Genomic DNA, 18,140 nt, shown 5'->3' with positions numbered 1-18,140 from the left:
CGGTCGACGAGACCCGGTCGTGGGGCGGGGCCAGATCCGTGCGCGGTGGTCCAGCCAGGTGCTTCGACGTGACCGGCCGGGGGTACGGGTGCCCGAGACCGACCGAGCGGTTGCGAATTTCAGTCAACATGTGTTCACTGAATAACAGCAGCCAGTCGACGACAGGGGAGCCGATGGCCTCCAGCGTGATCGCGTGGGACCGGATCCGCGATGCCGGATCGAAGCTGACGACCCCGCTCCACCCCGATGACTACCTCCGCCTGCTCAACCCGCTCTGGAGCCAGCGCGAGCTGCGCGGCCGCGTGGAGAAGGTGGTCCCGGAGACGGACGACGCCGCGACCCTGGTGATCCGGCCGGGGTGGGGCTGGCGCTACGACCACCGGCCCGGGCAGTACGTCGGGATCGGCGTGCAGGTCAACGGGAAGTTCCAGTGGCGGTCGTACTCCGTCAGCTCGCCACCGCGCCGGCGCGGCCGGACGATCTCGATCACCGTCCGCGCGATGCCGGAGGGCAAGCTGTCCGCCCACCTGGTCAACGGCCTCGAGCCGGGCACGATCGTGCGGTTGGCGCTGCCCGCAGGTGACTTCGTGCTGCCGGACCCGCCACCGGCCAGGATGCTGTTCCTGGTGGGTGGCAGCGGCATCACGCCCGTGATGGCGATGCTGCGCACCATGGACCGGCGCTCCCGGACGAACGGGAGGCCGATGCCGGACGTCGTCATGCACTACTCGTCGCCCACGCCGGAGCGGATGATCTTCCGCGACGAGCTGGACCGCCTCGAGCGCGAGCACGACACGCTGACCGTGCACCGCCTGCACACCGACGTCGACGGGATGCTCGAGCTCGCCGACCTCGACACAATCTGCCCCGACTGGCGCGAGCGCGAGACCTGGGCGTGCGGTCCCGGCCCGATGCTCGACGCGATCACCGAGCACTTCCAGGCCGCCGGCCTCGAGGACGCCCTGCACCTCGAGCGCTTCTCGCTCAAGCTCGCCGGGGACGGCAGTGAGGGCGGCACGATCACCTTCCGCACGTCCGGGAAGACCGCGGAGGCCGACGGGGCCACGACGGTGCTCGAGGCCGGGGAGGCCGCCGGAGTCGGCATGCCCTTCGGCTGCCGGATGGGCATCTGCCACACCTGCACGCTCACGCTCGTCGAGGGCGCCATCCGCGACCTGCGCAACGGCGACGAGTTCGACCAGCCCAACGAACAGGTGCAGACCTGTGTGACCGTTCCGGTCGGCGACTGCACCTTCGACATCTAGGAGCTCACATGGCGATCGCCGACGTGAAGGAGTACACCCACCTCACCGAGGAGGAGGTCGAGCAGCTCGGACGCGAGCTCGACGCGATCCGCGCCCGGGTCGAGGAGTCCCGGTGCGACGCGGACGCGGCGTACATCAACCGGCTGATCCAGGTCCAGCGCGGCCTGGCGGCCGCCGGCCGGGTCACGCTGATGGCCGGGCTCCAGTCGAAGCGGACCCGCACGCCGGCGTGGATCGCCGGAGCCGGCATGCTCGGCCTGGCCAAGATCCTCGAGAACATGGAGATCGGCCACAACGTCATGCACGGCCAGTGGGACTGGATGAACGACCCCGAGATCCACTCCTCCAACTGGGAGTGGGACACCGCGCAGCCGGCGGAGCAGTGGAAGCACTCGCACAACTACATCCACCACCAGTTCACCAACGTCCTCGGCCACGACAACGACATCGGGTACGGCGTGCTGCGGATGGCGCGGGAGCAGAAGTGGCACCCGGTCTACCTCGGCCAGCCCGTGTTCAACGCGCTGCTCGCCGGCCTCTTCCAGTGGGGCGTTGCGCTCCACGACCTCGACCTCGAGGCGATCCGGAAGGGCAAGAAGGACCCGGTCGAGATGAAGCGCCAGCTGCGCCAGATCGCGCGCAAGGGCCGCAACCAGGTCCTCAAGGACTACGTGCTGTATCCGGCGCTCAGCGGCAAGCAGTGGAAGGCGACGCTGAAGGCCAACGCCACGGCCAACCTGGCGCGCAACCTGTGGGCCTACATGATCATCTTCTGCGGCCACTTCCCCGACGGTGCGCTGCACTTCACCGAGGAGGAGCTCGAGGACGAGACCCGCGCGGAGTGGTACCTGCGCCAGATGCTCGGGTCGGCCAACTTCGAGGGCGGCCGGCTCCTGCACGTCCTCTCCGGCAGCCTCGGCTTCCAGATCGAGCACCACCTGTTCCCGGACCTGCCGAGCAACCGCTACCCGGAGATCGCGGTCGAGGTGCAGGCGCTCTGCGAGAAGTACGACATCCCCTACACCACCGGCCCGCTGCACCGGCAGTACGGCCAGGCGCTGCGGACGATCATGAAGCTCTCGTTCCCGAACAGCTGGACCAGCTCCGACCAGCCGGAGCCGCCCTCGCCGTCGATCGACCGCCGCCGGCGCACCGACGACGAGCGGCCGAAGCGGCGTACCGAGACCGGCGCCTACTACCGGAAGCCGGCATGAGCATCCGGACGATGGACCGGGCCTGGGTCACCCAGTGCGCCCTGAGCCGCATCTGCGGGGTGTGCGAGCGTCCGCTGGGCCGGCCGATCGCGTTCGTGGGCACGCCGGACGAGGTGGGTCGCAACGCCTTCCACCTCCCGCCCCTGCACCTCGAGTGCGCGGGCGCGCTGATGGGGGAGGGCGCGGAGCTGGTGACCACCGCCGGGTTCGAGTTCGTCCGGCCGGCCAAGGAGGACGCCGACCGGCGCCCGACGTTCCAGCCGAACTCGCTCCTCTGACTACTGCTGGGCGACCGGCTCCAGCGTCAGGCTGATCGAGTTGATGCAGTAGCGGTCGCCGGTGGGCGTGCCGTAGCCGTCGGGGAACACGTGGCCGAGGTGCGAGCCGCAGTTCGCGCAGCGGACCTCGACCCGCTTCATGCCGTGCGAGTTGTCCTCGATGTACTCGATCGTGTCGCTGATCGGCTGGTAGAACGACGGCCAGCCGCACCCGGAGTGGAACTTCGTGTCCGACTCGAAGAGCTTGGCCTGGCAGGCCTTGCACCGGTAGACGCCGGTGGTCTCGGTGTCGGTGTACTCACCCGTGAACGCCCGCTCCGTGCCCGCCTGCCGCAGGACGGCGTACTCCTCGGGGGAGAGCTGCTCGCGCCATTCCGCGTCGGTCTTCTCGACGTTGTGAGCCATGCCTGAATCCTACTGACTAGACCAGCACGACCGGTCGCCCCGTCTGCCTCAGGTGCTCGGGGACGTGGCCGATTGCTTCGCCCACGTCGTCCCGAGTGGGGCGCGCCACACCCGGACGGAGCAGACCGTGAAGCGCTTGACCATCGGACGACGCATCGGCGTCGGCTTCGTCATGGTCGTGCTGACCATGGTGGCCGTCATCGTCGTCGGCGTCGTCCAGGTCAGTCAGATCGACGGCGACCTCGGCACCATCAACGACCAGAACGCCGTCAAGCAGCGCTACGCCGTCGACTTCCGCGGCAGCGTCCACGACCGGGCGATCGCGATCCGCGACGTCGCGCTGGCGTACGGCGACGAGGAGATCGAGACCCAGGCACAGCTCATCGACGACCTCGCCGCGGCGTACGCCGCCGCGGAGGCGCCGATGGACGAGCTTTTCGCGGACGGCCCGGTGTCGGCCGAGGAGAAGCGAGCGCTGGCCGACATCAAGGCCGTGCAGGCCGAGACCCTGCCGCTGATCGACCAGGTCATCGACCTGAAGCGCGAGGGCAACAGCTTCGCGGCGATGGACCTCCTCGACGACCAGGTGAAGCCGGCGTTCGTGGAGTGGCTGCGAGTCATCAACGTGCTGATCGACCTCGAGGAGTCGATGAACCAGGAGGTGACCGCGTCGGCGCGGGGCATCGCGGACCGGTTCCTCGTGATCATGGCCGTCCTCGGCCTGGTCGCCGCGGCACTCGCGGCCTTCGTCGGCTACCGGACGACCCGCACGATCACCCGTCCCCTGGACAAGGCCCGGCGGGTGCTCGTCGCCGTCGCCGACGGCGACCTCACCCAGCGCATCGAGATCCGGGGCAACGACGAGGTCACCGACATGGCGGAGTCGATGAACGCCGCCCTGGAGTCGATGAGCGCCGTGATGAGCGAGATCTCCTCCAGCGCGGAACTGCTCGGCAGCGTCAGCGAGCGCGCCGAGCGGGTGTCCAGCACCATCGGCACCGCCGCCGCCCAGTCCTCGGCGCAGGCGGCACTCGTCGCCGGCGCCGCCGACGAGGTGTCGCGCAACGTGCAGACCGTGGCCTCGGGCTCCGAGGAGATGTCGGCGTCCATCCGCGAGATCTCGGGCTCGGCGAACGACGCCGCCGAGGTCGCCGCCCAGGCGGTCGGCCTGGTCGACACCACGAACGACACGGTGACGAAGCTCGGGGAGTCGAGCCAGCAGATCGGCGACGTCGTCAAGGTGATCTCGGCGATCGCCGACCAGACCAACCTCCTGGCGCTGAACGCGACCATCGAGGCCGCGCGGGCCGGCGAGGCCGGCAAGGGCTTCGCCGTGGTCGCCCAGGAGGTCAAGGACCTGGCGCAGGAGACCGCGCGCGCCACCGAGGACATCGCCCGCCGGGTCGAGGCCATCCAGGCCGACAGCTCGGGCGCGGTGACCGCGATCGGCGAGATCGCCACGATCATGGGCTCGATCAACGACTACCAGGGCACCATCGCCTCCGCCGTCGAGGAGCAGACCGCCACGACGAACGAGATGTCGCGCAACGTCGCCGAGGCGGCCGACGGCGCCGGCCAGATCGCCGAGAACATGACCAGCGTCGCCGAGGCCGCGCGGTCCGCGACCGAGGCGGCCGGCGAGTCCCAGGCCGCGGCCGAGGAGCTCGCCGGCGTGTCCGGCCACCTGCGCGCGCTGGTCGCCGGCTTCCGCTTCTAGTCGGCGGTGGCGGCTAGCGTGGGCCCATGCCCAAGCCAGCTGCCGCCGAGGTCGACGCGGGTGGCCGCGCCGTACGCGTCTCCAGCCCGGACCGGGTGATCTACGAGGCGACCGACACCACGCCCGAGGTCACCAAGCTGATGGTGGCGGAGTACTTCGCCAGCGTCGACGACGGGCTGATGCGCGCGCTGCGGGACCGGCCGACCGCCCTGGAGCGGTGGACGTCCGGCGTCCGTCCCGGCATGAAGCTCGCGACCGGGCCCCAGGACAAGGACGCCGACGCGTTCTACCAGAAGCGGGTCCCCAAGGGCGCTCCTGACTACGTCGAGACCGTGCAGGTCACGTTCCCCTCCGGCCGCACCGCCGACGAGATCTGCCCGACCGAGATCGCCGTACCCGTCTGGTGCGCGCACATGGGCACGCTGGTCTTCCACCCGTGGCCGGTACGCCGCTCCGACGTCGACCACCCCGACGAGCTGCGCATCGACCTCGACCCGCAGCCCGGCACGTCGTTCCGCGATGCCGTCCGGGTCGCCGGCGTCGCCCGGGAGCTGCTCGAGGAGCTCGGCATCACCGGGTACCCGAAGACCTCCGGGAACCGGGGCGTGCACATCTTCGTGCGGATCAAGCCGGAGTGGGAGTTCACCGACCTGCGGCACGCGGCGATCGGCTTCGGCCGCGAGCTGGCCCGCCGCGACGACGGCGTCACCGTCGAGTGGTGGAAGGAGGAGCGCGGCGAGCGGATCTTCGTGGACTTCAACCAGAACAACCGCGACCGGACGATCGCCTCGGCGTACTCCCTGCGCCCGCTGCCCGGCGCTCCCGTCTCCACGCCGGTGACGTGGGACGAGCTGGCGACGATCACCGACCCACGCGAGTACAACCTCTTCACGGTGCCCGATCGCGTGCAGGACGGCGATCCGTGGGCGGGCATCGACGACACCGCACACTCGCTCGAGCCGCTGCTACGGCTGTGGGAGGAGCTGCCCGGCGGCGAGCTGAACTTCCCGCCGGACTACCCGAAGATGCCCGGTGAGCCGCCGCGGGTGCAGCCGAGCAAGAAGGTCGAGTCGCACTGGGACGCCGAGGGCAACCGGATCGCCGACTGAGCCGTCAGCAGGGCCCCGAAATGAGACAGAGCCCGCTGCCACCTTCTCGGTCCCACCCAGGGGTGGTGGTGAACCGAGCGCGTGGCAGCGGGCTCTGCTGGGATGGTCGCGCGTCCCCTGTTGCGTCTGGAGCTTGTGGCTCCCTGCGACCGATGCATGACTCATCGGTGCGCCACGCCGGGACCTGAGGCATGGTCCAGACCAGTTCCGGCACTAGGGTCGTGAGCGTGTCCGAGGACCAGCGGGTGGCAAGGGCAGACGGCGAGCCGACCAAGCACGGGCCGTCGGGTGCGGCGCGCTGGTCGGACTACCTCGACTGGGTGCGCCAGGAGATCGTCGACGGGGTCCTCACGCTCGGCGAGGCGGACCGGCGTACGGCGCGGCTCCCCTCCGGCTGGACCCCGATCGAGCTGCTCAGCCACGTGCTGCACATGGAGCAGCGCTGGTTCGTCTGGGGCTTCCTCGGCGAGCACGTGGACGAGCCGTGGGGCGACTGGACGGTCGACGAGCCGTGGGACGCCGAGCTCGGTGGGCGCTGGCACGTCGCCGAGGACGTCGAGACCGAGGAGCTGGTGGCCGCGCTGTGGGCTATCGGGGAGCGGACCCGCGCCGTGCTGCGCGACCACCCGCTGGACGCGCCGGCGGCCGAGAGCGGCCGGTTCCTGTCGGACCCGCCGACGCTCGAGTGGATCTGCTTCCACGTGATCGCGGAGTACGCGCGGCACGCGGGCCACCTCGACATCGTGGTGGAGCTCAGCGAGTCCTCCAGCGTCAACTGATAATTGACGATGACTGGATCGTCAATCTACGATTGACGCATGGAACCGAACCAGCTGACCGGCGTGACCCTCGACCGCCTCGTCGCCGCTCTCGAGGCGGCCCACTCCGACGTCCGTGATCGGATCCCGGATGCGATGCTCGTGGCCGAGCACCTCAGTGACCTGGGCGACGACCTGATCGAGCACGTCGTCTCGACCGCGCGGGCGCAGGGCGTCAGCTGGTCGGAGATCGGCACGCGGATGGGCGTGTCCAAGCAAGCGGCCCAACAGCGGCTCGCGAAGGCCGCGCAGGTGGAGCTCGAGCCGCTGAGCCCCGAGCAGGGTTTCACCAGGTTCACCATCGACGCCCGCAACGTCTTGATCACGGCCCATGAGGCCGCGCGCGTCCGGCAGGAGCCGTTCGTGACGCGCGCGCGGATCGCCGTTGCCGCCGGGTTCGAGTCCGCGGCAGCCCTCCTGCCCGAGCCGGGAGCCACGTCGCACGATCTGGTGCCGTACGACGACGAGGCTCAGCGCGCGCTCGCTCGGTCCTTCGAGGTGGCCATCGCCGAGGGCGCGGACATGGTAGAGGTCAGGCACGTCATCGAGGCCCTCGGCTCGGACGTCGCAGCGTCGGACGCCTGAGACGGAGAAAGGGCCCGCCCCGCCTTCTCGGTCAGACCGAGCGCGCGGAGCGGGCCCCACAGACAAAACCGGCCGGAGCGCTCCCCCAAGCGCTTCGCATACCCCCCCCAGGCCGCGTGGCCGGTCGGCTTCTCGCGTCGGCTCACCGTGCTGCCGACTGATGAGAACACTAGGGGTGCGATCTCCACACGACGCCCACACGAGATCCACAGGACAGCCAGAAATCGGCTACGGGTTAGCCTCACTCCGTGCTCCTCGCCTTCGACACCGCCACGCCGCTGGTGACCGTCGCGCTCCACGACGGCGACGACGTCGTGGTCGAGCTGCGGGCCGACCGGCCGATGAAGCACGCCGAGCAGCTCGCCCCGCTCATCGAGCGCGCCCTCGGCGGCGCCGGCATCGTGCGCCAGGACCTCACCGCGGTCGCGGCCGGGATCGGGCCGGGCCCGTACACCGGCCTGCGGGTCGGCCTCGTGACCGCCCGGACCCTCGCGTTCGTCCTCGACATCCCCGTGTACGGCGTGTGCTCGCTCGACGTCCTCGCGGTCGAGGCCGCCGACACCGGCGCGGTGACCGGCGACTTCACCGTCGCGACCGACGCGCGCCGCAAGGAGGTCTACCTCGCGCGGTACGACGCCTCCGGGGCGCGGCTGGAGGGGCCGCTGGTCGACAAGCCTGCGGCGCTCGCGACCGAGCAGCCGGTGGTGGGGGAGGGCGGCGCGCTCTACCCGGACGCGTTCCCCAACCGGGTCGGTCCCACGGCGCCGAGCGCCGGCTGGCTCGCGCGCGTGGTGGCCGAGGAGCGCGCTGAGCTCCACGACCCCGAGCCGATGTACCTGCGGCGCCCCGACGCCGAGCAGCCGAACGCGCCGAAGCGGGTCTCGTGACCGTACGCCCGGCGGTCGCGGCCGACCTGGCGGCGGTCGCGGCGCTCGAACGGGACAACCTCGGTGTCGACGCCTGGCCCGAGGGGCTGGTGGCCGAGGGGCTGTCCGGCAACCTGCCGACGGTGCGCTACCTGGTCGCCGAGGTCGACGGCGTGCTGGCCGGGCACGCGGTGGCGAGCATCGTCGCCGACATCGCCGAGCTCCAGCGGATCGCGGTCGATCCCGCGCACCGTCGTACCGGCCTGGCCACGGAGCTGCTTGACGCGGTGATCGGCGCCGCCCGCGAGAGCGGCGCGGACCGGCTGCTGCTCGAGGTGCGCGAGGACAACGCGGGCGCGATCGCGTTCTACGCCGCCCGTGGTTTCGTCGAGATCGACCGGCGTCCGCGCTACTACCGAGACGGCACCACGGCCATCGTGATGCGTCGGGGCCTCGGTCCCGCCTGTGGGGGAGGATGAGCACATGAGCGAGCCCCTGGTCCTCGGCATCGAGACCTCCTGCGACGAGACCGGTGTCGGGATCGTCCGCGGCCACACGCTGCTCGCCGACGCCGTCGCGAGCAGCGTCGACGAGCACGCCCGCTTCGGCGGGGTCGTGCCCGAGGTCGCCAGCCGGGCGCACCTCGAGGCGATGGTCCCCACGATCGAGCGAGCCTGCGAGACCGCCGGGATCGAGCTGTACGACGTCGACGCGATCGCCGTGACCAGCGGCCCGGGCCTGGCTGGCGCGCTGATGGTCGGCGTGGCCGCGGCCAAGGCGCTCGCGCTCGGTCTCGGCAAGCCGATCTACGGCGTCAACCACCTGGCCGCCCACGTCGCGGTCGACCAGCTCGAGCACGGGCCGCTGCCCGAGCCCTGCCTGGCGATGCTGGTCAGCGGCGGCCACTCCAGCCTGCTCCGCGTCGAGGACGTGACCACCGGCGTCGACCCGATGGGCGCGACCATCGACGACGCCGCCGGCGAGGCCTTCGACAAGGTCGCCCGGCTGCTCGGCCTGCCGTTCCCCGGTGGTCCGCACATCGACCGCGCCGCCCGCGAGGGCGACAGCGTGTACGTCGACTTCCCGCGCGGACTCACCTCCCGCAAGGACCTCGAGCGGCACCGCTTCGACTTCTCCTTCTCGGGCCTCAAGACCGCGGTCGCCCGTTGGGTGGAGGCTCGCGAGCGCTCCGGCGAACCGGTGCCGGTCAACGACGTCGCGGCGTCGTTCCAGGAGGCGGTCTGCGACGTGCTCACCCGCAAGGCGATCGACGCCGCGGTCTCCGAGGGCATCGACGACCTCCTCATCGGCGGGGGTGTCGCCGCGAACTCCCGGCTCCGTGCGATGGCGGTCGAGCGGGCCGAGGCGAAGGGCATCCGGGTCCGCGTGCCGCGACCGGGGCTGTGCACCGACAACGGCGCGATGGTCGCCGCGCTCGGCGCCGAGATGGTCGCACGCGGTCGGACGCCGTCCGAGCTCGACCTGCCGGCCGACTCGTCGATGCCGGTGACGACCGTCCTGGCCTGAGCCCTACTCGGAGAGCAGGTACTCCCCGAGCATCTCCGGGTTGCGTCCCTCGGCCGGACCGTCGAGGACCTCTCGGTCCTCCCACGTCAGGTCGACCTCGACCAGGGTCCAGGTCGAGGTCTTCCAGTTGGTCTCGGAGACGAGGAGATGCTCCGCATCCGCCCAGCCCGCCCCGGAGATGACGTCGCCCTCACCTGAGGACTCCCAGCCGCCGACCCGCTGCAGGTCGAGGTCGAGGACCGAGGCGTCGCCGTACATGTTGTTGTCACCGCGCATGCCGAGCAGGTGCTGGCCGTCCGGCGAGAAGCGCAGCGGCCCTGTCTCGCAGGTGCGCGCCACCACGGTCGCGGCGACCGGGTCGTACAACCCCTGGCACCCGAACTGCGGGTCCGCGTCGTCGGCGACCTGCACGGCCCACAGCGTCCCGTCGGGGCTCACGTCGCTGACCCGCAACGGCTCGCTGGTGGTCAGCTCGCTCACGCCGTCGGCGGTGACCTCGGCGGTCGTGGTGGTCCCGTTGCCGACCAGCACGGTGCCGGCGTCCACGACGGCGTCGATCCACGCTCCGGTGCTCGGGTCGACCTCGACGGTGCCGAGCTCGGTCGGCTCGGGCGCGCCGCTCTCCAGCACCTGCACGCCGCCGTCCGCGTCGACCCAGGCTGCGGCGTCGTCGCCCGGGCTCATCGTGATCGTGTTGAGACCCACGGAGTACGTCGCCTGGAGGTTCCCGTCGGGACCGAAGACGAGCACGCCGTAGGGCTGCGTCGAGGCCAGCACGACCCGGCCGTCGGTGAGCAGGCCCAGCTCGGTCACGTCGGCGTTGTCGACGTCGAGGGCGACCGTCTGGCCGTCGGGGAGGGTCAGCGTGCCGTCGTGCAGCACGGCGGTGTGGCCGGGAGGTGTCGGTGCGGGGTCGACGCCGTCGGACTTCGGGCCGCTGCCGCCGCTGAGGACGGTCGGCACCAGCACGACCAGGGCGACGGCGGCTGCGACGCCACTCGCCACGGCCGCGGCGCGACGCCGGCGGATGCGGCGCGCCCGCCCCCGGACGTCGTCGAAGGTGAGGGTCGGGCCGTGCACCTCGTGGGCGCGGCGCGACAGCTCCTCGCTGAGCCGGGTCTCGTCGGTCATCGCTCCTCCTCCCGCATGCGGTCGCGGAGCGTGGCGAGCGCCCGGCTGGTCTGGGACTTCACGGTGCCGACGGAGATGCCCAGCACCTCGGCGGTCTCGGCCTCGCTGAGCTGCTCGTAGTAGCGCAGCACCAGCACCGCCCGCGCCTTGCGCGGCAGGGTCTGCACGGCCGACCACAGGTCCGAGCTGGTCCCGTCGTCGTACTCGTCCACGACGGGCGCCTCGGGCAGCACCTCGGTGGGCCGCTCGTTGCGCTTCCACGCGCGCCGCCACAGCGAGTTGTGCTCGTTGACCAGGATCCGGCGCGCGTACGCGTCGACCGACTCCCGGTCACGCACCCGGTCCCAGGCCAGGTAGAGCTTCGCGAACGTCGTCTGGACGAGGTCCTCGGCCTGGTGCTGGTCTCCGCTCAGCAGGTACGCCGTGCGCAGCATCGTCCCCTGACGGGCCTGGAGGTACGCCGTGAAGTCGGCGTCCCGGTCCGTCATCGGAGCTCCTGTCTCGACCAACACACTCCCCAGACGCGAACGTCCGGGGAATGGTTGCAATCCAGGCTACTTCTGGCCGGCCGGCTCCTCGGCGGGCACGTCGGAGAGCTCCTTCGGCGTGGCCCGGTCACCGTGGCCCGGCCACCAGGCGGCGTGCCCGATCACGGCGGTGAGGCCCGGGGTCAGGAACAGCGCCATCACGAACGCCGCGATGAAGATGCCGAAGGAGAGCGCGAAGCCCATCGACATCATCAGGCTGTTGCCGCTCAGCATCAGCGAGGCGAACGTGCCGGCCAGGATCACACCCGCTGCGGCGATGGTGGGTCCGGCGTGCTTGACCGCCTCGGCGGCCGCTGGGCGCGGCTCCTTGCCCTCGCGGGCCTCCTCGCGCAGCCGCGCGATCATCAAGATGTTGTAGTCGGTGCCGAGCGCGGTCACGAACAGGTAGATGTAGATCGGCAGCATGAAGATCAACCCGCTGTCGCCGCCGATGAACTGGAAGGCGATCACCGTTGCGCCGAGGGTCGCTGCGAAGCTCAGTCCGACGGCGGCCATCAGGTACAGCGGGGCGACCAGGCTGCGCAGCAGCAGCGCCAGGATCAGCATGATCACCAGCGCGGCGACCGGGAAGACCACCTTGTAGTCGCGGACCATCGCCGCCTGGAGGTCGGCGAAGATGCCCGGCGTACCGCCGACGAAGGCCTCGCTGCCCTCGGGGGCGGCGGCGTGCGCGGCGTCGCGGATCGGCCCCTTGACGTCGTTCAGCGCCTGGTCGGAGACCGGGTCGCTGTCGAGCACCAGCATCACCTGGGCGGTCGTGGCGTCCTCGGAGACCGTGGCCGGGTAGACCTCGGCCACGCCGTCGGCCTCGGCCAGCGCGGTGCCGAACTCCGCGAGCGCGGCCTCGTCCAGGGGTTCGTCGGACTGCAGGATGACCGGGACCGGCTCGCTGGCACCGGCGGCGAAGTGGGCCTGGAACGTCTCCAGCGCCTCGGTCGACTCGACGTCGTCGGGCAGGCTGGAGTTGAAGTCGAAGGACGGGTTGAAGCTGAACGCGAAGACCGCCAGCACCGCGAGGATGCCGCCAGAGACCGCCGCGAAGGCACCCGGCCGACGACCGAGCGAGTCGCCGATCTTGGCGAAGCGGTCGCCGGTGGGCTCGACCTTCCACTTCTTGGACGGCCAGAACAGCGCCCGGCCGAGCACGGTCACGACGGCGGGCACCAGGGTCAGGGCCGCGACCAGGGTGACCGCGACGGCGATCGCCAGGGCCGGGCCGATGGCCTTGAAGATGCCGAGCGAGCTGAGCAGCAGCGCCAGGAACGCGACGATGACGGCGCCACCGGCGGAGGCGATCGCCTCGCCGGCCCGCTCGAGGGCGTGCACGACCGACGCCTTGGTGTCCTCGCCCTGGCGCAGCCGCTCGCGGTAGCGGAACAGGAAGAAGAGGATGTAGTCGGTGCCGATGCCGTAGAGGACGACCACCAGGATCGTCTCGATCGAGGAGTCGGCCTTGAGGTCGAAGATCTCGTTGGCCCAGCCGATCAGGCCGTTGGCGACCATCGACACCAGCGTCACCACGACGATCGGCATCAGGCAGATGATCACGCTGCGGAAGATGATCGCGAGCAGGCCGACGATGAGCACGATGGTCGCGATGCCGACGATGGCCAGCGCGCGCTCGCCGGACTCCTGCGAGTCCAGGCCCTGCGGGACCGAGCCGGTGGTGGTGGCCGACAGGCCGCTGCCCTCGGTCAGGTCGGCGAGGTCGTCGCGCATCGCCTCGGCGTCGTCGTACGCCTGGGGGTCGTAGCCGGTGGCGTCCTCGGCGAGGCCGACGATGCCGATCTGGACGAACCCGTCCTCGGAGACGTTGGGCTCACCGTCGGGCCCGACGGTGACGACCTCCTGGACGAACGTCTCGGCGCCCAGCTCCGGCCCGAGGTCCTGGGCGATCTGGTCGATCGTCGCCTGGTCCTCGGCGGTGAGCTGCTCGCCGTCCTCGCGCTCGAAGACGATCAGTGCCGCCGGCGACGTCGCGCCGGGGAACTTCTCCTCCTGGATCTCGAAGGCCTGGACCGACTCGTAGTGGTCGGGGAGGAACTCCGACTCCTCCTGGGTGGTTTCGAGCGCCGGCGCCAGGGCGACGACGGCGATCGCGAGCACCACCCACGTGGCGATGACGATCCAGGGACGACGGGACGTGAGACGACCGAGAGCAGCGAACACGATCCCTGACCCTACCGACGTTCGTCGTCCGTTCGCCTCCGACTTTTGTCTACATCGGGCGTGGGGGTGGCCGACCCCTACACGCGGGCCGCCCGCATACGGTTGCATGAACCCGACACGTCGTCAGAGCAGTCCGAGCAGAGGAGCACCATGCAGCAGGTCAAGGCCGTCGTCGCTCGTGGCAAGGGCCAGCCGGTGGAGCTGGTCACGATCAACGTCCCGAACCCAGGGCCGGGTGAGGCGCTGGTGCAGGTGCAGGCCTGCGGGGTCTGCCACACCGACCTGCACTACCGCGAGGGCGGCATCAACGACGACTTCCCGTTCCTGCTCGGCCACGAGGCCGCGGGCGTGGTGGAGGCCGTCGGGCCGGACGTGACCACGGTGGCGCCGGGTGACTTCGTGGTCCTCAACTGGCGCGCGGTCTGTGGCGACTGCCGGGCCTGCGACCGCGGGGAGCCCTGGTACTGCTTCGCCACGCACAACGCGACCCAGAAGATGACGCTCGCCGAGGGTCCGGACGCCGGCACCGAGCTGTCGCCGGCGCTGGGCATCGGCGCGTTCGCCGAGAAGACCCTCGTCGCGGCCGGCCAGTGCACGAAGGTCGACCCGGCGGCCCGCCCGGCCGCGGTCGGCCTGCTCGGGTGCGGCGTGATGGCCGGCATCGGCGCCGCGATCAACACCGGTGCCGTCACGCGCGGCAGGTCCGTGGCCGTGATCGGCTGCGGTGGCGTCGGCGTGGCAGCGGTCGCCGGGTCCGCGCTGGCCGGTGCCAGCCCGATCATCGCCGTCGACATCGACCCGAAGAAGCTGGCGAAGGCCAAGGACCTGGGCGCCACGCACACCGTGGACTCGTCGAGCACCGACCCGGTCGCGGCCATCCAGGAGCTCACCGGCGGCCACGGTGCGGACGTGGTGATCGAGGCGGTCGGCCGTCCCGAGACGTGGAAGCAGGCGTTCTACGCGCGCGACCTGGCCGGCACCGTCGTCCTCGTCGGGGTGCCGACGCCGGACATGAAGGTGCCGGACATCCCGCTGATCGACGTGTTCGGTCGCGGTGGCTCGCTGAAGTCGAGCTGGTACGGCGACTGCCTGCCGTCGCGTGACTTCCCGATGCTGGTCGACCTCTACCTGCAGGGCCGGCTCGACCTCGACGCGTTCGTCACCGAGGAGATCGGTATCGGCGACATCGAGGCGGCCTTCGCGAAGATGCACCACGTCCCTGACGGGCAGAGCGTGCTGCGCTCGGTGGTGGTCTTCTGATGGCTCGCGTGGATCATGCGGTCAGCGCCGGGACGTTCAGCCTCGACGGCGAGACGTTCGACGTCGACAACAACATCTGGGTCGTCGGCGACGACACCGAGTGCGTCGTCATCGACGCGCCGCACAGCGTCGACGACATCCTCGCGGTGGTGGGGGACCGGAAGGTCAAGGCGATCGTGTGCACGCACGCGCACGACGACCACGTGCGGGTGGCGCCCGCGCTCCGCGAGCGCGTGGTCGCGCCGATCATGCTGCACCCGGACGACCGCCCGCTGTGGGAGCTCACCCACGCCGACCACCTCTGGGACCTGGACCTGGCCGACGGCGTACGCATCGAGGTCGGGGGCACGACGCTCGAGGTGCTGCACACGCCGGGCCACGCGCCCGGAGCGGTGTGCCTGTACGCGCCGGACCTCGGCTGCGTGTTCACCGGCGACACCCTTTTCCAGGGTGGTCCGGGCGCCACCGGCCGGTCGTACTCCGACGCGGACCTGATCAAGGACTCCATCCGCGCGCGGCTCTTCGCGCTGCCCGACGACACCGTCGTGCACACCGGGCATGGCGCGGACACGACCATCGGGCAGGAGAAGGAGACGCTCGGGACTTAGGTCCCCCGACCTCCCCCCATCGGGCCCTGCACGGCTGTCTCAGGAATTTCTAACGTTGTTCACGAAGCGAGGAACAACAAGGGATCCCCGCCGGGACAGGAGAAAAGCCATGCGCTCCGCATTCGACAAGCTCATCTCGTGGACTGGGTTGGCACTCGCCGCCGTGCTGTTGGTGGCCGGCGGCCTGCTGACCTGGGCCAACACGTTCATCAACGACCAGGTGGTCGACCAGCTCGGCATGCAGAACATCACGATGCCCGAGGGCGAGGCCCTCGCATCCCTCCCGGAGGCCGACCAGGACGCGCTGGAGCCCTACGCGGGTAGCCCGATGGACACCGGCGCCGAGGCCAAGGCGTACGCGGACCACTACATCCTGGTCCACATGAACGGCTCCGGAGCCGGCACGCTCGAGCAGTTCCCGCCGCCTGCCGAGATCGAGGTCCCCGAGGGTCCGATCACCTACTCGACGGCCAGCGACATCGGTCGCACCCTGTCGGCTCAGGTCGCGGAGAACCCCAACGCGACCGAGGAGGAGAAGGCAGCGGCTGACGCCTGGATGGGTCTGCGCGAGACGCTCTTCATGGGCAACACCCTGCGCGGCCTGCTCCTCTACGGCTACGCGTTCGCCACGATCGGCACCATCGCCGGCATCGCCGCGATCGTCTCCTTCGCTGGAGCCGCGTTCCTGCTGGTCCTGTTCGCCCTCGGCCTGGTGCACGCCCGCCGGGCAGCGCGAGCCGAGGTCCCCGCCGTCAACACGGTCCCGCTCCACGCCTGACCGAGGCGGTCTTACAGCCCGATGCCGGGTGGTCCCTCCGGACCACCCGGCATCGCTGTGTTCCAGGGTCCTACGGCGCAGCGACCGGCTCGCGCGCCGGTGCCGGCACGCGGATGGCGAACCCGATGAGGGCCAGCACGATGCCGACGGCGATCGCCATCAGCGCGACGCCGAACGCGACGACCGAGGTGAACAGCGAGGCCTGCAGGAACGAGGAGGTCATCGCGGTCTCGCGCAGCGGGTCGTCCTGCTCCAGCTCGGCGTAGGTCTTGCCGCCGGTCGCTTCGAGGGCGTGGTGGTTGATGATGTCGGCCTGGCAGTACGCCGAGATCGGACCGTTGACGTCGTCGCCGGCGGCGCAGCTGGCGTCGTCGGACACCGTGATCTTCTGGTCGGCGAGCGTGGTGGAGACGACGACCCAGGTGACCACCCCCGCGATGGCCATGACCACCCCGACGATGATGGCGGTGAGTGAAGCGATCTTGCGCATGACGGTTCCTTCCGGGTCTGCAGCAGTGCCGCCATCGTGGTCACAATGCAGCCGCGGCATCCTCCCCCGGAGCGGGTGAACCGGTCCGTCAGAACGGCGCGACGAGCAGCGCCACCCCGGCGCCCGCGACCCGCGTCAGCACCAGCGTCGCCTCCTCGTCGCCGCGCAGCGACAGCCGCGCGCGCAGCTGCTCCGGCACGACGTCGACACCGCGCTTCTTGATCGTCAACCGGCCGATGCCGCGCTCGCGGAGCGCGGCGCGCAGCTGCTTCTCGCGGTACGGCAGCTCCTCGAGCACCCGGTAACCACGTGCGAACGGCGTGCGGAACGCGCCGTCCGCGGTGACGTAGGCGATGTGCTCGTCGACCAGCCCGCCGCCGACCCCGGCGGCGACCGCTGTCACCAGCCCGGCGCGGATCACCGCGCCGTCTGGCTCGTAGAGGAACTCGCCGACCGGGACCACGGGGGCGCCCGGGTCGTCCTCGTCGGTCAGCGTCGCCAGCCCGCCGTCACCGATCACCGTGGCCCGGCGCCGGGTGGTGGCCAGCCGGCCGGACCACAGCGCGGCCTCCTTGACCTCGCCGTGGTCGCTCACCCACTCGGCCTCGACGTCCGCGGGGACCAGGTCGTGGGGGATGCCGGGCGCGACCTTCACGCACGAGTCGCGCGCGAGCAGGCCCTCGACGAACGGCCACGGCGGGGTCCAGTCGTCGACGTCGAACGTCCGGCCGCGCGCCGTACGCCGTGCCGGGTCGGCGAACGCCACGTCGAACGGGTCGGTGTTGACGGTCGTCGCGTCCGCCACCTGCACGGCGCCGGGGAGCCCCAGTGCGGCGAGGTTCGCCTCCGCGACCGCGATGCGGACCGGGTCGAGGTCGACGCCCGCGCAGGTGAGCCCGGCTCGCGAAGCGGCCAGCAGGTCGCCGCCGATCCCACAGCCGAGGTCGACCAGGGTCCGTGCCGACGCCGCGACGAGTCGGGCGGCGCGGTGCTCGGCGACCCGGCGCCGGGTCGCCTGCTCCAGCCCGTCGGGCGTGAAGTACATCCGGTCGGCGTCCGCGCCGAACTTGTCGCGCGCCTTCACCCGCAGCATGGCCTGGGTGAGGGCGACCGCCACCTGGTCGGGCTCCGCGATCCGCCGCAGCCGCGTGAGCGTCGCCAGGGAGTCGTCCCCGGCCTCCACCGCCGCGGCGAGCAGACGTTGGCCGTCGTCGGTGAGCAGCCACCGGAATGCGTCGAGGTGCACCGACTCATCCTTCCAGGTTGACGCCTCTGCGCCGCGACGTAGCCCGTCCGCGCGCTGCTCATGGTCGGTATGGGTCATTTGTGGGGCGACCGGTATAGGCGACGTAGGTGGTTCCGTAAAGGCCAC

19 protein-coding genes are annotated in these 18,140 nt (G+C 71.0%); 13 read left to right on the top strand and 6 right to left on the bottom strand.

The window, feature by feature from the left end; all coding sequences use genetic code 11:
• Positions 1-173 precede the first annotated feature (173 nt).
• Genes ABD875_RS15620 through ABD875_RS15610 form a run of 3 tightly spaced genes read left to right on the top strand, consistent with a single transcriptional unit; the run spans position 174 to position 2,757 of the window.
• Positions 174-1,265: a ferredoxin reductase gene (locus ABD875_RS15620; RefSeq protein WP_345179413.1), complete on the top strand. Its 1,092-nt coding sequence runs from the start codon at positions 174-176 to the stop codon at positions 1,263-1,265.
• 8 nt (positions 1,266-1,273) lie between these two features.
• The gene (locus tag ABD875_RS15615) at positions 1,274-2,479 is read left to right on the top strand and encodes a fatty acid desaturase family protein (RefSeq protein ID WP_345179410.1); all 1,206 of its coding nucleotides are present in this window, start codon (positions 1,274-1,276) and stop codon (positions 2,477-2,479) included.
• Complete coding sequence (locus ABD875_RS15610) at positions 2,476-2,757, top strand: hypothetical protein (RefSeq protein ID WP_345179407.1); 282 nt, start codon at positions 2,476-2,478, stop codon at positions 2,755-2,757. Before ABD875_RS15615 ends, ABD875_RS15610 begins: the two co-directional genes overlap by 4 nt.
• Here ABD875_RS15610 and msrB read toward each other — a convergent pair whose 3' ends face one another.
• Positions 2,758-3,162, bottom strand: coding sequence for a peptide-methionine (R)-S-oxide reductase MsrB (msrB, locus tag ABD875_RS15605; protein WP_345179403.1), 405 nt, complete (start codon positions 3,160-3,162; stop codon positions 2,758-2,760).
• 127 nt (positions 3,163-3,289) lie between these two features.
• Between msrB and ABD875_RS15600 the strand changes: the two genes are divergently transcribed.
• The 7 genes from ABD875_RS15600 (at position 3,290) to tsaD (ending at position 9,784) form a co-directional block, all read left to right on the top strand.
• Positions 3,290-4,879, top strand: coding sequence for a methyl-accepting chemotaxis protein (locus tag ABD875_RS15600; protein ID WP_345179399.1), 1,590 nt, complete (start codon positions 3,290-3,292; stop codon positions 4,877-4,879).
• Between the two features lie 26 nt (positions 4,880-4,905).
• Complete coding sequence (locus ABD875_RS15595) at positions 4,906-5,988, top strand: DNA polymerase domain-containing protein (protein WP_345179395.1); 1,083 nt, start codon at positions 4,906-4,908, stop codon at positions 5,986-5,988.
• Positions 5,989-6,215: 227 nt separating this feature from the next.
• Positions 6,216-6,767, top strand: a complete 552-nt coding sequence (locus ABD875_RS15590; protein WP_345179392.1) for a mycothiol transferase — start codon at positions 6,216-6,218, stop codon at positions 6,765-6,767.
• A gap of 39 nt (positions 6,768-6,806) precedes the next feature.
• Positions 6,807-7,391 (top strand): hypothetical protein, encoded by a 585-nt coding sequence (locus ABD875_RS15585; RefSeq protein WP_345179386.1) that lies wholly within the window; start codon positions 6,807-6,809, stop codon positions 7,389-7,391.
• Positions 7,392-7,639: 248 nt separating this feature from the next.
• The gene (tsaB, locus tag ABD875_RS15580; protein ID WP_345179379.1) at positions 7,640-8,278 is read left to right on the top strand and encodes a tRNA (adenosine(37)-N6)-threonylcarbamoyltransferase complex dimerization subunit type 1 TsaB; all 639 of its coding nucleotides are present in this window, start codon (positions 7,640-7,642) and stop codon (positions 8,276-8,278) included.
• Positions 8,275-8,736, top strand: coding sequence for a ribosomal protein S18-alanine N-acetyltransferase (gene rimI / locus ABD875_RS15575; RefSeq protein ID WP_345179358.1), 462 nt, complete (start codon positions 8,275-8,277; stop codon positions 8,734-8,736). Before tsaB ends, rimI begins: the two co-directional genes overlap by 4 nt.
• A gap of 4 nt (positions 8,737-8,740) precedes the next feature.
• Positions 8,741-9,784 (top strand): tRNA (adenosine(37)-N6)-threonylcarbamoyltransferase complex transferase subunit TsaD, encoded by a 1,044-nt coding sequence (gene tsaD, locus ABD875_RS15570; protein WP_345179330.1) that lies wholly within the window; start codon positions 8,741-8,743, stop codon positions 9,782-9,784.
• A 3-nt stretch (positions 9,785-9,787) separates the two neighbouring features.
• On the opposite strand, the gene ABD875_RS15565 is transcribed toward tsaD, so the two are convergent.
• The 3 genes from ABD875_RS15565 to ABD875_RS15555 form a co-directional block, all read right to left on the bottom strand.
• Positions 9,788-10,915: a hypothetical protein gene (locus ABD875_RS15565; RefSeq protein WP_345179321.1), complete on the bottom strand. Its 1,128-nt coding sequence runs from the start codon at positions 10,913-10,915 to the stop codon at positions 9,788-9,790.
• Entirely contained in the window at positions 10,912-11,403 is a 492-nt protein-coding gene (locus ABD875_RS15560) for a SigE family RNA polymerase sigma factor (RefSeq protein WP_345179314.1), read from the bottom strand. Before ABD875_RS15560 ends, ABD875_RS15565 begins: the two co-directional genes overlap by 4 nt.
• Positions 11,404-11,469: 66 nt before the next feature.
• The gene (locus ABD875_RS15555; RefSeq protein WP_345179305.1) at positions 11,470-13,632 is read right to left on the bottom strand and encodes an MMPL family transporter; all 2,163 of its coding nucleotides are present in this window, start codon (positions 13,630-13,632) and stop codon (positions 11,470-11,472) included.
• 150 nt (positions 13,633-13,782) lie between these two features.
• Between ABD875_RS15555 and ABD875_RS15550 the strand changes: the two genes are divergently transcribed.
• The 3 genes from ABD875_RS15550 (at position 13,783) to ABD875_RS15540 (ending at position 16,278) form a co-directional block, all read left to right on the top strand.
• The gene (locus ABD875_RS15550; protein ID WP_345179298.1) at positions 13,783-14,892 is read left to right on the top strand and encodes an S-(hydroxymethyl)mycothiol dehydrogenase; all 1,110 of its coding nucleotides are present in this window, start codon (positions 13,783-13,785) and stop codon (positions 14,890-14,892) included.
• Positions 14,892-15,500, top strand: a complete 609-nt coding sequence (locus ABD875_RS15545) for an MBL fold metallo-hydrolase (protein ID WP_345179293.1) — start codon at positions 14,892-14,894, stop codon at positions 15,498-15,500. Before ABD875_RS15550 ends, ABD875_RS15545 begins: the two co-directional genes overlap by 1 nt.
• 109 nt (positions 15,501-15,609) lie before the next feature.
• Positions 15,610-16,278 (top strand): hypothetical protein, encoded by a 669-nt coding sequence (locus tag ABD875_RS15540; RefSeq protein WP_345179285.1) that lies wholly within the window; start codon positions 15,610-15,612, stop codon positions 16,276-16,278.
• A gap of 70 nt (positions 16,279-16,348) precedes the next feature.
• On the opposite strand, the gene ABD875_RS15535 is transcribed toward ABD875_RS15540, so the two are convergent.
• Both ABD875_RS15535 and ABD875_RS15530 read right to left on the bottom strand, forming a co-directional pair.
• On the bottom strand, positions 16,349-16,768 hold the full coding sequence (locus ABD875_RS15535) for an aromatic ring-opening dioxygenase LigA (protein WP_345179277.1): 420 nt from the start codon (positions 16,766-16,768) through the stop codon (positions 16,349-16,351).
• A gap of 88 nt (positions 16,769-16,856) precedes the next feature.
• Entirely contained in the window at positions 16,857-18,014 is a 1,158-nt protein-coding gene (locus tag ABD875_RS15530; RefSeq protein ID WP_345179270.1) for a class I SAM-dependent methyltransferase, read from the bottom strand.
• Positions 18,015-18,140 lie beyond the last annotated feature (126 nt).

The organism is Nocardioides caricicola (assembly GCF_039541135.1).
GTDB lineage: Bacteria > Actinomycetota > Actinomycetes > Propionibacteriales > Nocardioidaceae > Nocardioides > Nocardioides caricicola.
The sequence above is the reverse complement of the archived record's forward strand: the minus strand, read 5'-3'. Positions and strand labels throughout refer to the sequence as shown.

Coding starts and splice junctions, on each gene's coding strand:
- ABD875_RS15550 (WP_345179298.1), top strand. CDS start 13,783: ATGCAGCAGGTCAAGGCCGTCGTCGCTCGTGGCAAGGGCCAGCCGGTG.
- msrB (WP_345179403.1), bottom strand. CDS start 3,162: ATGGCTCACAACGTCGAGAAGACCGACGCGGAATGGCGCGAGCAGCTC.
- ABD875_RS15545 (WP_345179293.1), top strand. CDS start 14,892: ATGGCTCGCGTGGATCATGCGGTCAGCGCCGGGACGTTCAGCCTCGAC.
- tsaD (WP_345179330.1), top strand. CDS start 8,741: ATGAGCGAGCCCCTGGTCCTCGGCATCGAGACCTCCTGCGACGAGACC.
- ABD875_RS15610 (WP_345179407.1), top strand. CDS start 2,476: ATGAGCATCCGGACGATGGACCGGGCCTGGGTCACCCAGTGCGCCCTG.
- ABD875_RS15615 (WP_345179410.1), top strand. CDS start 1,274: ATGGCGATCGCCGACGTGAAGGAGTACACCCACCTCACCGAGGAGGAG.
- ABD875_RS15540 (WP_345179285.1), top strand. CDS start 15,610: ATGCGCTCCGCATTCGACAAGCTCATCTCGTGGACTGGGTTGGCACTC.
- ABD875_RS15595 (WP_345179395.1), top strand. CDS start 4,906: ATGCCCAAGCCAGCTGCCGCCGAGGTCGACGCGGGTGGCCGCGCCGTA.
- ABD875_RS15620 (WP_345179413.1), top strand. CDS start 174: ATGGCCTCCAGCGTGATCGCGTGGGACCGGATCCGCGATGCCGGATCG.
- ABD875_RS15585 (WP_345179386.1), top strand. CDS start 6,807: ATGGAACCGAACCAGCTGACCGGCGTGACCCTCGACCGCCTCGTCGCC.
- ABD875_RS15565 (WP_345179321.1), bottom strand. CDS start 10,915: ATGACCGACGAGACCCGGCTCAGCGAGGAGCTGTCGCGCCGCGCCCAC.
- ABD875_RS15560 (WP_345179314.1), bottom strand. CDS start 11,403: ATGACGGACCGGGACGCCGACTTCACGGCGTACCTCCAGGCCCGTCAG.
- ABD875_RS15535 (WP_345179277.1), bottom strand. CDS start 16,768: ATGCGCAAGATCGCTTCACTCACCGCCATCATCGTCGGGGTGGTCATG.